The following is a 13,251-nucleotide window of genomic DNA, read 5'->3' as shown; positions in this document are numbered from 1 at the left end:
TAAAAGGAGGGTTTATATGTCATTAGTAAAAGGTCATCACCATGTATCGATGTTTACAAAAGATGCACGAATGAATAAACAATTTTATACAGAAGTGTTAGGGTTAAGATTAGTGAAAAAAACAGTAAATCAAGATAACCCAAGTATGTATCATCTTTTTTATGGTGATACGACAGGCAGTGTGGGAACTGAACTTTCTTTTTTTGAATTACCTCGTGCAGGGCATACAACAAAAGGTAGCAATAGTATTAGCCGCATAGGTTTGCGAGTGCCATCAATCGAGAGTTTAACCTTTTGGCAAAGGCGTTTTAATTCCAAAAATGTGATTCATGATTCCATTACAACATATGCTGGGTATTCAGCATTGCCGTTTGAGGATCCTGAAGGTTTGGAATTGGTATTATTGGTTGATGAAAACACAACAATACCATCTAGCTGGCACTATTGGCAGCACTCTCCCATTGCTGAAAAACACTCTATTATGGGAATTCACATCATCGAAACTCAAGTGAAACGAGCCGAGCGATTTGGAAAAATGCTCACGGAAGTTTTTGAATATGAAGAAAAAATGAGTGATGAAGAAGGAATACTTTACAAAAATAAAGCACATGGTGGTAGTAATATCATCGTCAAAAAAAATGAAGGTTCCGTGCAAAAACCTGGCAAAGGAAGCATCCATCACTTTGCTTTAGCTGTAGAGAGCAAGGAAGAGTTAGTCCTAATTGAACAACGTGTTCAGCAAAGAGGTTATCATTCATCGGGTATTGTGAATCGTTATTACTTTGAGAGCCTTTATTTTAGGGAACTAAATGGTATTTTAATTGAAGTCGCAACGATGGGACCTGGTTTTTTAATCGATAGTAAAGAAGAGCAATTGGGAGAAAAACTAGATTTACCTCCGTTTTTAGAAGAGCGTAGAGCAGAAATAGAAGCAGGGTTATCCCCTTTAAATTAAGGAGTGAATAAAATGGAAAAATACCGGATAGATACAACAAAAGGAATGGAATTTGGATTATACTCAATTGGTGATTTAGTACCTAATCCACATACAGGCACTGCAATTCCTGCACAACAGCGCATTCAAGAACTTGTTAAAACAAGCCAATTAGCTGAAAAAGCAGGTCTAGATGTTTTTGCTGTTGGTGAAAGTCATGAAGCATATTTTACAACACAAGCGCATACTGTGATTTTAGGAGCAATTGCTCAAGCAACAGAACGGATTAAAATTGCCAGCTCCGCTTCCGTTATTAGCACCGCGGACCCGGTAAGACTTTACGAAGATTTTGCAACGATTGATTTACTATCAAATGGGCGTGCAGAAATTGTTGCAGGGCGTGGTTCTCGTATTGGTGCTTATAGCTTACTTGGGTATGATGTGCAGGATTATGAAGAGTTATTTGAAGAAAAATTAGAGTTATTATTGCAGCTTAATCGTGAAGAACGCGTTATTTGGGAAGGGCAGTTTCGTGCACCTTTAAACAATGCGACAATATTACCACAACCTTTAAATGGTAATTTGCCGATTTGGCGTGCTGTTGGTGGACCGCCTGCCAGTGCAATTAAAGCGGGTCGAGCAGGTGTACCGATGATGCTTACAACTTTAGGTGGCCCTGCATCGAATTTTAAGATTGCAGTAGACGCTTATCGTGAAGCTGCAACTGCCAATGGCCATGATTCAAAGGCATTGCCAATAGCAACAACGAGTCTATTTTATGTTGCAGAAAATTCTCAGGATGCATTACGTGAATATTACCCTCATTTGAACATGGGGATGCAAGCAATTCGTGGCGGTGGTTATCCAAAACAACAATTTGCACAAGCGATAGATAAAAGAGATGCTTTGATGGTAGGGAGCCCTCAACAAATTATTGAAAAAATGCTTTATCAATATGAATTATTCGGACAACAACGTTTTATGGCACAAATTGATTTTGGTGGCGTTCCAATGGACAAAATTGAAAAAAACATTGAATTAATTGCGACAGAAATTATGCCAGCGATTAAAAAATACACAAAAAAATAAGGTGGAGATTACATGCATATTGTTGGATTATCCGGTTCAAATGTAGGATCTAAAACACGCACAGCAATGAATGTAACCATGGATTTTTTAACGAAAAAACACCCCGATGCTGAAGTGACAATGATTGATTTAGCAAATTATGAAATGGTTTTTAGTGATGGTCGTGATTATCGTACCTACACAGGTGATACTAAATATATTGCTGAGACTATTATGGCAGCTGATGCAATTATAATAGGAACGCCTATTTTTCAGGCATCGATTCCTGCAATTCTAAAAAACATTTTTGATTTATTACCCGTTAATGCCTTCCGTGACAAAGTTGTGAGTATGTTTGTTACAGCAGGTTCTGCAAAACATTATTTAATTGTCGAACATCAACTCAAACCAATCTTAACTTATATGAAAGCACAAGTAGTTGAAACTTATGTTTTTATGGAAGAAAAAGATTTTTCACGTAATGAATTGATTAATGATGATAGTGTTTTTCGTTTAGAGCGGTTAGTTGACGATACTTATACAATGATTAATGTGTTAGAGAAAATTAGAATTGAAAAAGACGAAGCGTATGATTTTTAATCCGTTTTAAAAACATCTTTTATCACTAAAAGGTGTTTTTTTATATTGACAAAAAGTTGAAAAAGAGTGATACTATAATTGTGTTAGTTTCACTAACTAACTATTATTAAAGTTAATGTTAGTGATATTTTTTTAATAGATAGTTCGAGACGATAGATTAGAAATAGAAAGGCAGATTATAAATGGAAAAAGAGAAATTATTTACAAAAGATTTTATCACAACATCAGTCGTTAACTTCGTGTTAACATTGTCGATGTATTTGTTACTTGTTGTAATGGCAACTTATGCGATTGAAACACATGCAGCATCTGCAAGTATGGCTGGTTTTGTTGCAAGTATTTTTATTATTGGTTCATTATGCGGTCGTTTATTTGCGGGTCGTTTAATTACGAAACTAGGGACTAAAAAAATGTTAATCATCGGTACTATTTTATTTTTGATTATGACGTTATGTTATTTTATACCGAGCAACCTGTTACTTTTAATGGCCATTCGCTTGATTCATGGGATTGGTTTTGGGATTGCAACAACAGCAACCGGAACAATCGTTTCACAAGTTATGCCGGCTAGTCGTGGAGGAGAAGGTATCGGTTATTTTAGTTTAAGTACTGTTCTTTCAACTGCAATTGGTCCGTTAATTGGTATTTATTTAATGAGAACACAGGGGTTCGAGAGTATTTTTGTATTTTCATTTATTATAGGTGTTGTGAGTCTGTTACTTACATTAGTTATTAAACCACCTTATATCATTTCACATGTACAACAAACGGGTTTTAAATGGAGTCAGTATTTTGAAGTGCGTTCGTTACCAATTTCATTGATGATGTTTTATGGAGCATTGGCATACTCAAGTATACTTTCATTTATTACCGCCTATGCTGCTGAAGTTAATTTAATATCTGCCGGGAGTTTATATTTCCTAGTTTATGCTTTGATTATTTTGGCATCACGTCCATTTACAGGAAGAATTATGGATATACGTGGTGGTAATAGCATCATCTACCCAGGCATTATTTTGTTTGCAATTGGTTTGGTTCTTCTTAGTCAGAGTACATCTACACTGATGTTTTTATTAGCAGCGGCAATCATTGGTTTAGGGTACGGTAATTTCCAATCAGCAACGCAAGCTATTGCGGTTAAAGCTGCACCTAAGGAACGAATGGGTTTAGCAAATTCAACCTATTTTATTTTTCTAGATTTAGGTCTTGGTTTTGGACCAGTTGCATTAGGTTATCTTATTCCAACATTCGGTTACCGAGGCGTTTATCTAGGGTTGGCTGCTTATATGGTAGTTGGAATTTTTGTTTACTTCCTTTTACACGGTCGTAAAGATAAACAGCTACTGGCAGAAACGACCTAATAATGACACATTTTGCTCACAAACTCGCGGTTCCTTTGTGCTAAAATAATAATATAAAGGATTCGGGGGAATGTTATGCAAATAGCTATAGGGATAGTAATGGCGATGGGTTTAATTTTCAGCATCATATTTTGCATAAAAGTATGGCGTACAAAGTAAATAATCAGTCATAAAAAAATGAGATGTAGTTGTCCATTTTGTTGTTATATATAATCGTAAACACACCTGTTGGTGTGTTTTTTTGTTTTTGATCCTAGTAATGGTTGTTCTAAAACACAAAATTTTTCAGCTTATCGATCAATAGTTTTAACTAAACTAATGTGCTCTCTTTTCAAATGAAGTGCAATGTAAAAATACTGAAAAACATTCACAGGAAATAGGGGCTTTTCAATAATTTGGTTGAAAGGTACTCACAAGTTATGAATATAAGGAATGAGACTCCTAGGTCATTAATATAAGGAAAGGTACTTCTAAGTTATTAATAGATAGAAGGATTGGTACTCACAAGTTATGAATATAAGGAATGGTACTTCTAAGTTATTAATAGATAGAAGGATTGGTACTCGCTTGCGCTCCGTCCCATACTAATCTCGTAAAGCGGATAAATCTGCTACGATATTAGCACCCATACTAATCTCTTAAAGCGGATAAATCTGCTACGATATTAGCACCCATACTACTTTCGTAAAGTGGATAAATCCGCTCAGATATTAGCACCCATACTATTTTCGTAAGGTGGATAAATCCGCTACGATATTAGCACCCATACTACTTTCGTAAAGTGGATAAATCCGCCACGATATTAGCACCCATACTACTTTCGTAAGGTGGATAAATCCGCTACGATATTAGTATTATAAGTTAACAAACTTATGTTAAGATTAAAGGAGTCAGAGTAACGATTATAAAAGGGGCAAAACAATGGAAAAATGGTATCAATTAGATAATGCTGCAAAAGTATTCCCATCTGTAACAAGTGAACGAAATTCTTCTGTTTTTCGAGTTGCAGCCATATTAAAAACAGAAGTTAAGCCTGAGGCATTAAAAGAAGCGATAAAAATAACATTATTACGTTATCCAATGTTTACCGTACAGTTGCGTAAAGGTGTTTTTTGGAATTATTTAGATGATAATCAAAAAGAATTGAAGATAGAAGAGGAGCAAGATTTTCCTTGCAGTACCATTCACACTGAACAAAATAATGGTTATTTATTCCGTGTGCTTTATTATAAGAAACGCATAGCAGTAGAAATGTTTCATGCATTAACTGATGGTAATGGTGCAATCGAATTTTTAAAAACGTTATTGTACTATTACTTTAAAAATAATGGCAATTCGTTCACTGTGGGCAGCGACATTCTAACTGCAGAATCGACGAATAGTTTAGCTGAAGCAGAGGACAGTTTCCAAAGGTATTATAAACCGTGTTATGTTGAAACTACGGAAAATCAAAAAGCATATCATATCAAAGGTATGCCCTTTAATACACCAGGGACAAATGTGACTCATGGGGTTGTCAGTGCAGCTGCACTTAATGCATTGGCAAAAAAAGAGAATGTGACGATTACGGCGTTATTAACAGGTATTCTTATTTATGCTATTCATCAAACGAGAGTACAATATGACCGTAAAAATCAACCGATTGTTGTAGCTGTCCCAGTTAATTTAAGAAAAGCGTTCCCTTCTAAAACCTTACGTAATTTTTTTGGTGTTGTTAATATCGGTGTGTTTGTTGAAAAAGAAACCACAATCAGCAGTATTATTAAACGTTGTAACAGCATGCTAGTACATAAAACGAGCAAAGAACATTTACAAAACCTTATTTATAACTACGTATCGCTTGAACGAAAAAAGTCAGCTTATTTTGTTCCACTTTTTCTTAAAAGCTATTTTATGAATATTGGTTTTCAAAAATTAGGTGAAAATAAAAAGACCATTTCAATGTCTAATTTAGGTAGGGTGAATTTTCCACCTGAAATGGCGGATGAGATAGAGGCGTTAGAAACAATTATGTATCCGACAAAAAACAGTCCACTTAATTGTAGTTTATGTACTGTGGGTGATCGTATGACTATTACCTTTGCACGTAATATTGTTGATGTTGATATCTTACAATTTTTCTTTACATACCTCTCAAAAGAATTAGAGTTAGATGTAGAAATATATTCAAATGATTGGGGTGTGTTAGATGACTAAGTGTATTCGATGTCATGTCAATATAGCTGAGCAACATTTACATTGCCCATTATGTGGTCATAGTTTGAAAGAAGAAAAATCTGCACAAACAACTTATCCTGACTATACAATTCATTATAAAAAGGTCAATCGTATTTCAAAAGAAAAAATATTTTTGTTTTTATCTATTAGCGTTGTAATGGTTGCGTTGACTATCAATTTACTGACATTAAATCTAAATAGCGTATTTTGGTCTGTTATTGTCGGTTTTGGTATTTTTTACTTATGGATTGTTATTAAGGGTACGCTACTTGCAAAAAATCACATTGGTAAACGATTGCTGTATCATTATATCTGGCTGGCGTTGTTTTTCTTTGTGATTGATCTTTGCTTAGGATTTGAACAGTGGTCAACCAACTATACAATACCTTTGCTTGGTATGGGTGCAACCTTTTTAATGACACTCATCGCACTTTGGAAACGTTCGTTATGGCAAGATGATATCGGTTATATTTTTGCAATGTTTTTTATCAATTTATGCCCAATGTTGTTATTTATATTCAACTTATCATCAGTTATTTGGCCAACAATTGCGACGATTGTGTACTCGTTAATAACGATTATCGGCATGATTATTTTCTCAGATAAACAGTTTAAAGCGGAGCTTGTTAAACGTTTTCATTTTAGATAATAACGACTAATTTGCAGTAACCTATCTTTTATCAAGATAGGTTGTTTGTTAATACTATGTTAAAATAACTATATAATTAGTTAAAAGGAGCGATTTAATGGAATTACAAAATGTACTTGAAATGAATCATATTGCTAAGGAATTCGGTAATAGGACAGCATTAAAAGATATCTCAATTAACATTAAACGTGGTGAAATATTAGGCTTTTTAGGACCTTCTGGAGCCGGAAAAACAACAACCATAAAAATACTAACAGGGCAGTTAAAACAAACAAGCGGTACTGCCATTTTATTAGGAAAAGATACGCGTGAAATCAATGAGTCAATCTATGAACAAATTGGTATTGTGACAGATAATAGTGGTTTATATGAAAAACTCAGCGTCTATGATAATCTTCACTATTTCGCAAAATTACTGAATGTTGAGACAAAACGAATTGATCAAGTTTTACAGCGCGTTGGACTATTAGAAGATAAGAAAAAACCAACAGGTAAATTATCTAAAGGGATGAAACAGCGTCTTGTCTTGGCACGTACAATTTTACATCAGCCCAAAATGCTTTTTTTAGATGAACCTACTAGTGGTCTTGATCCATCTACAGCCAGTGAAATACATGAATTGTTATTGGAGCTTCGTGATCAAGGGACAGCGATCTTTTTAACAACTCATAACATGGAAGAAGCAACTAAACTATGTGATAATGTCGCTCTATTATTTCAGGGAGAAATTGTTGAATCAGGTAAGCCAAAAGAAGTGTGTTTAAAATATAATACATCAAAAGCATATAAAGTTTTACTGAATGACGGTACTCAAGTTGAGTTACAAAATACAAAAGAAGATATGCAGAAATTAACAGATTGGTTATCAGCTGATGAAGTTATGACTCTGCATTCAACGGAGCCAACACTAGAAACTGTCTTTCTCACAGTTACAGGGAGGGAATTACAATGAACATCTCATTAAGAAAAGTTAAGGTTATTTTCATGATGAAACTAAGAATGATATTGGCGAATTTATCAATTATGATTGGTCCATTAATGGCGCTAGGCTTTGTATTTATGTATCGTAAAATAATGCCAAGTGGCGGTAATGCAGAAGAAGCTCAATTTATGCAATCCTATTTTTTACAGTTAGGATTACTTTTTAATATTATGATGACAGGGATTATGGCATCAAGTATGCCTTTAGCAGAAGAGAAAGAAAAAAACACATTACGAGTGTTAATGACTTCTTCAGTAAAAGGGAGCGAGTTTTTCATTGGTAGTATGGCACCTGTGCTTTTGATTATGGTTATTGTTAATATATTACTATTGCCAGTGAGTGGTGTTTCTGGAATAAATATTGGTTTATATATCTTAATAACAACATTTTCGAGTTTAATCACATTGATTATCGGTGGTCTTGTAGGGTTAGTAGCTAATACGCAAATGACGGCTTCGTTATTATCGGTACCTTTAGTGATGGTATTAATGATGATCCCCTTGTTCTCTAATATGAACGAAGGAATGGCAAAAGTTGCCGATTACTTATATACAGGTGGTATGAGTGAATCGATTGCTAATCTAGCTTCAAAATCTGCTGATCCGATTTCAACACATACAGTGATTGTGCACTTTATTTGGTTAATTGTTAGTTTAGTTGCGTTTTTATATTATTATAAACGACGTGGTCTAGATAACGATTAAATCTAGTAGAATAAGGAGAAATTATGAAAAAATTATTGTTGGGTTTATCGGTAGCTTTAGCTAGTTTTATCTTTTTTTTGCCAACACTTATTATGGCATCAGAAGAATATTTTGAGATTTACCTTGTGAAAATAATTTCGTCTTCAATTGCGCTGGCAACATTGAGCCTTATTTGTTTGTATAGTGCATTTAAAACTAAGTATTAGAATAAAAAACTTTAAGATAAAAAATTCAGTAAATTTTAATTAAGATAATCTGTGATTAATGATTGGCCTTTTGATGTTTCAAGAGCCATCTATTACTCTAGATTATTTTTTTTGAGTTTAATAGATACAATTGGCCAAATAATAGCTGTTTTTTTTTGCATTAAATACTTTAAACTGATAATAACAGAATAATCTGTTTTTTATCAAAGCGGTTGTTCTGAAGAATAGGATGGGATTTATGATAAAGAAAAGAAGCGTTGTAAGAATTGTGTTGGGAATGATTGTTTTACTTTTTTTAGCAAAACCAAGTATTATACAAGCGGATACACTGAATGAATTTAAATTGAAAAATGGTATCAATGGTGTTGAAATTTTGTTAGAACAACCAGAAGTTTTTCCTTTAGATAAAGAGCCAATACTTTCAAAAAACGCAAGATACATTGATTATTCTGCGACTATTTATGAAGCAACAAATAAATCTTCATCGGTAGAAATTAAATATAAGGCAGAGGCAGTTAATAATAGCAAAAAAGCAGATACTATAAAAAGAACTGTCACACGTAATAAATTTTTAAAAGGCAGTGTTTCAACAACTGCAGATTTTAAAATGATTGCAGCTAAAGTGGGAGTGAAAGCAGAGATTGGGGTTGGAAAATCTAAGACTGTTACAACTCAGCATACTTGGACTATTCCTGCTAAAACAAAAACAACGATTAAATTTGGTTCGAAAGTATATACTACTCGTGGTAACATCGTTAGATATGATAGAGGAAAAGTTATTAAGAGAAAACCAGTCGATGCAAAGTATTCACACTGTGAATACACATCTAAAGTATCTAAAAAAATAAAATAATAGTAGGATATTTAATTTTAGTATAATCAAATAGCGATTTTTATAGAGCAAAGGAGCTAAAGTCATGAAATTTTTTTTAATAGTTAGTGTAATGTTAGTTATCTTACTTGGGGGCTGTGCAGTTAATACTGCTTCAGTAGAAAAAGAAGGGAAAACAAATAATACAACGGAACAAAAAGAATACGATTCGTTGGATGACTACTTTGAAGAACTTACAGGTGATGGTGTGTCGATATCAAAACCTACGTTTACAATTGAAGGGAAAAAATTGAACATATTTTTTGAGGTAGGTTACCCTCAGAAAATTATCGACAAATTAAAGAATACAAAACAGATGAGCTACTATCAGGTTATCGAAGAAGAGGGTAACGGTATCTTAGCTAAATATACAAAAACTATTGAAAATAAATCAGCACTCTATGCGGGATCACCTTTTTATGAAAATGATTTAAATACATTGGAGGAAAAAGATGGTTTCTATTTTTATAAAATAGAAGTCCCATTGTTGAAAAAACCGACTAAAGTAGATAAGACTAAATTAATGGATGGTAAATATTATGCACTGGTTTTCTTAAATGAGAAAAAAGAACAAAAAAATGTAATACATGGTCTTGATCAGGGACTTCATCAATAGGTTTCGCCTTTTAGTAAATAAAAAGCAAAGTTTTTCATAGTTAAAACCAACAATTCGAAAAGTTGTTGGTTTTTTTTGAACACTTTTACAGCAGTAATAACAAATCACCGTTATAATAGAATGGTACGATTAAAATAAAAACTTTTTAGTGATCATTAGTGATTGCTCGAACATACAGAAGGAGACTTACAGTTTTGAAAATAGTAGGATTAGTAGGCGCAGTGATTGGCACAAAGACACTTACTGCGATGGAACGAACGCTTACGATGCTGGAAAACGAGTACCCACAACATGAAGTGACGTTGATTGATATCAGCGAGTATAAGGTTGCTTATAGTGATGGGCGGCATTATCAAGAATATACGGGAGATACATTGTATATCACCGAGACATTGATGGCAGCTGATGCTTTAATTGTTGGAACACCAACTTTTCAAGCGTCTATCCCTGGCGCATTAAAAAACATTTTTGATTTATTACCAATCGATGCCTTAAAACATAAAACAGTAGGCATCATAGTCACAGCAGGAACACAAAAACATTTCTTAATGATAGAACAACAGCTAAAGCCGATTCTTTCTTACATGAAAGCTAATTTATTGCCTTCTTATGTATTTTTAGAAGAAGCGGACTATCAAAATAAAGCGATAATAAACTTAGCGGTACTGAATCGACTTGATGAAATGGGTCATCAGTTAGTACAAACAGCTGAAGAAAAAGTCTAAATAAATAACACTCTGCAATGGATAATTGTAAAGAGTGTTATTTTTTTTTGACTAAATAGGCTGATATTATACAATTGTTTCCAAAAGGTACTTATGAAACAAAAAAGTACCTTGTTGTCTTTTAGTACCTATTAAACCATAATATAGAATATCGAATCGAAGGAATAAAGGAGGAAAAGCAATTATGGATCAAACGAGGAAAATTAATCCAGCCTTGACCTTACTCGCATTGGCAATCAGTGCTTTTGGGATAGGGTCAACAGAATTTATTAGCGTAGGATTATTACCGCTAATTGTCAGTGATCTGGGCGTCACTTTAAGTAATGCCAGTTTAACCGTATCACTCTATGCAATTGGTGTTACGATAGGCGCACCTGTTATGACTGTTTTAACATCAAAATTTTCACGAAAAAATGTCTTGTTATTGGTCATGGTAGTATTCATTATCGGTAATCTGATTGCAGCACTATCTCCTACATTTACAATCTTATTAGTAGGTCGTGTTGTATCAGCATTAGCACATGGTGTATTTATGTCGATTGCCTCAGTGATTGCAGCCGATGTGGTAGCGCCAAATAAAAGAGGGAGCGCAATTGCTCTCATGTTTACCGGATTAACTGTGGCTACCGTCACAGGTGTGCCACTTGGAACCTTTATTGGACAAGCAACGCAATGGCGTTACTCATTTATTTTCATTGTGTTAATCGGTGTCATTGCTTTAATTGCAACGCTTCTGTTAGTGCCAAAAAATCTTTCAAAAGGCGCTGCCATTTCACTGGGAGATATTGGTAAAGTATTAAGTAATTTCCGTTTATTGTTAGTGTTATTGATTACAGCACTCGGATACGGTGGGATATTTGTTGTATATACATACATATCACCCGTTTTAAAAGAATTTATGGGCTATTCAGACAGTGCCATCGTTCTTATATTAGTAATATACGGAGTGATGGTAGCCATCGGTAATACGATTGGAGGCCGTTTATCGAATAATCGTCCACTACGAGCGGTGTTCTTTGTATTTATATTAAAAGCATTTAACATGTTATTAATTTTAGCCTTTCTTAATTTCCATCTACTTGGGTTGTTCGCAGTGTTGCTCATGGGGTTATTTTCTTTTATGAATGTTGCTGGGTTGCAACTGTTAGCTGTGCAATTAGCTGAAAAATATGTGCCAAATGCAATAGCTATGGCATCAGCGTTAAATATTTCAGCTTTTAATATTGGTATTGCTCTAGGTTCATATATTGGTGGTAGAGTGATAACCACTGTGGGGTTACAATGGACACCATTATTTGGTTTCATCATGGTATTTATCGCTGCCATAATTACATTGATATGGTTATTAGTTGACCGCGAAAAAAATAAAAAATATTAGGAGGAATTATAATGATTAAAAGTTTAACAGATACAGTCGTATTAAATAATGAAGTAGAAATGCCAGGTTTTGGTTTAGGTGTATTTAAAGTAGAGGATGGACAAGACGTTGCTGAAATGGTTAAAACAGCAATAGAAGTAGGCTATCGTAGTATTGATACCGCGGCGATTTATGGCAATGAAGCGGGTGTTGGAGCTGGAATCGCAGCTGGTTTAGTAGCTACGGGATTAAAAAGAGAAGATCTTTTATCACATCTAAGATTTGGAATGATGGTTTAACCTATGAAGAAGCTCAAGCTGCTTATCAAACGAGTTTAGATAAATTAGGCTTAGACTATTTAGATTTGTATTTAATTCATTGGCCAGGTAATGATAAATACATGACGGCGTGGCGCGCTTTAGAAGATTTATATCTGGATGGAAAAATAAAAGCTATTGGTGTCAGCAATTTCCAAATATCACATTTAGAAACATTATTAGCAGAGGCGCGAGTTGTACCTGCTATAAATCAAGTTGAATTACATCCACGCCTTAGCCAAATACAAATACGCGAATTTGGAAAAAAACATGGTATTCATATTGAAGCCTGGTCACCATTGATGCAAGGTGAGTTGTTAAATAATGAAACGATTGTAACAATTGCTAAAAAATACAATAAATCAGCAGCACAAATCATTCTGCGTTGGGATGTTCAAAATGAGGTAATTACGATTCCAAAATCAGTTAAACGTGAGCGTATGATTGCTAATGCAGATTTGTTTGATTTTGAATTAACCACTTTTGAGATGATAGAGTTGAATAACATGAACATGGATACAAGAGTGGGACCAGACCCAGATACTTTTGATTTTGCATAAAATAACAGTTATAAATTAGCTTGTTACGTTTCATGAAATGTAAAAGTAGATAGGTTGGAGTCTTTGTTTTAACTAAAAAACGTT

Annotated in this window: 13 protein-coding genes and 1 pseudogene; all 14 read left to right on the top strand. The window is 34.1% G+C overall.

The features are described 5' to 3' along the window. The first annotated feature begins 16 nt into the window (after positions 1-16). The 14 genes and pseudogenes from V6S17_RS10195 (at position 17) to V6S17_RS10130 (ending at position 13,167) form a co-directional block, all read left to right on the top strand. On the top strand, positions 17-955 hold the full coding sequence (locus tag V6S17_RS10195) for a VOC family protein (protein ID WP_029091405.1): 939 nt from the start codon (positions 17-19) through the stop codon (positions 953-955). 12 nt (positions 956-967) lie between these two features. Further along, a complete protein-coding gene (locus tag V6S17_RS10190) occupies positions 968-2,023 on the top strand; it encodes an LLM class flavin-dependent oxidoreductase (RefSeq protein WP_029091406.1) in 1,056 nt (351 codons plus the stop codon). A 12-nt stretch (positions 2,024-2,035) separates the two neighbouring features. Further along, positions 2,036-2,602, top strand: a complete 567-nt coding sequence (locus V6S17_RS10185; protein ID WP_029091407.1) for an NADPH-dependent FMN reductase — start codon at positions 2,036-2,038, stop codon at positions 2,600-2,602. Between the two features lie 182 nt (positions 2,603-2,784). Continuing rightward, complete coding sequence (locus tag V6S17_RS10180; protein ID WP_029091408.1) at positions 2,785-3,963, top strand: MFS transporter; 1,179 nt, start codon at positions 2,785-2,787, stop codon at positions 3,961-3,963. A 921-nt stretch (positions 3,964-4,884) separates the two neighbouring features. Further along, positions 4,885-6,159, top strand: coding sequence for a hypothetical protein (locus V6S17_RS10175; protein WP_029091409.1), 1,275 nt, complete (start codon positions 4,885-4,887; stop codon positions 6,157-6,159). Continuing rightward, positions 6,152-6,829 (top strand): DUF6320 domain-containing protein, encoded by a 678-nt coding sequence (locus V6S17_RS10170; RefSeq protein ID WP_029091410.1) that lies wholly within the window; start codon positions 6,152-6,154, stop codon positions 6,827-6,829. Before V6S17_RS10175 ends, V6S17_RS10170 begins: the two co-directional genes overlap by 8 nt. A gap of 97 nt (positions 6,830-6,926) precedes the next feature. Then, positions 6,927-7,781 carry an ABC transporter ATP-binding protein gene (locus V6S17_RS10165; RefSeq protein ID WP_029091411.1) on the top strand — a complete coding sequence of 285 codons (855 nt, stop codon included), beginning with the start codon at positions 6,927-6,929 and terminating at the stop codon, positions 7,779-7,781. Next, positions 7,778-8,515 carry an ABC transporter permease gene (locus tag V6S17_RS10160; protein WP_029091412.1) on the top strand — a complete coding sequence of 246 codons (738 nt, stop codon included), beginning with the start codon at positions 7,778-7,780 and terminating at the stop codon, positions 8,513-8,515. The genes V6S17_RS10165 and V6S17_RS10160 overlap by 4 nt, the downstream gene beginning before the upstream one ends. Positions 8,516-8,538: 23 nt before the next feature. Then, positions 8,539-8,721 carry a hypothetical protein gene (locus V6S17_RS10155; RefSeq protein ID WP_029091413.1) on the top strand — a complete coding sequence of 61 codons (183 nt, stop codon included), beginning with the start codon at positions 8,539-8,541 and terminating at the stop codon, positions 8,719-8,721. Between the two features lie 238 nt (positions 8,722-8,959). Further along, positions 8,960-9,574, top strand: a complete 615-nt coding sequence (locus tag V6S17_RS10150) for a hypothetical protein (RefSeq protein ID WP_051457398.1) — start codon at positions 8,960-8,962, stop codon at positions 9,572-9,574. A gap of 64 nt (positions 9,575-9,638) precedes the next feature. Continuing rightward, on the top strand, positions 9,639-10,208 hold the full coding sequence (locus tag V6S17_RS10145) for a hypothetical protein (RefSeq protein WP_029091414.1): 570 nt from the start codon (positions 9,639-9,641) through the stop codon (positions 10,206-10,208). A gap of 194 nt (positions 10,209-10,402) precedes the next feature. Beyond that, positions 10,403-10,933: an NADPH-dependent FMN reductase gene (locus V6S17_RS10140; protein WP_051457399.1), complete on the top strand. Its 531-nt coding sequence runs from the start codon at positions 10,403-10,405 to the stop codon at positions 10,931-10,933. Between the two features lie 184 nt (positions 10,934-11,117). Next, positions 11,118-12,311 (top strand): MFS transporter, encoded by a 1,194-nt coding sequence (locus tag V6S17_RS10135; protein WP_029091415.1) that lies wholly within the window; start codon positions 11,118-11,120, stop codon positions 12,309-12,311. Positions 12,312-12,322: 11 nt separating this feature from the next. Then, positions 12,323-13,167, top strand: a pseudogene (locus V6S17_RS10130) (aldo/keto reductase). Positions 13,168-13,251: the final 84 nt, after the last annotated feature.

It is taken from the genome of Brochothrix thermosphacta DSM 20171 = FSL F6-1036, assembly GCF_036884295.1.
In the GTDB taxonomy this organism is placed as follows: domain Bacteria; phylum Bacillota; class Bacilli; order Lactobacillales; family Listeriaceae; genus Brochothrix; species Brochothrix thermosphacta.
This window is presented reverse-complemented; position numbering and strand designations above follow the sequence as displayed.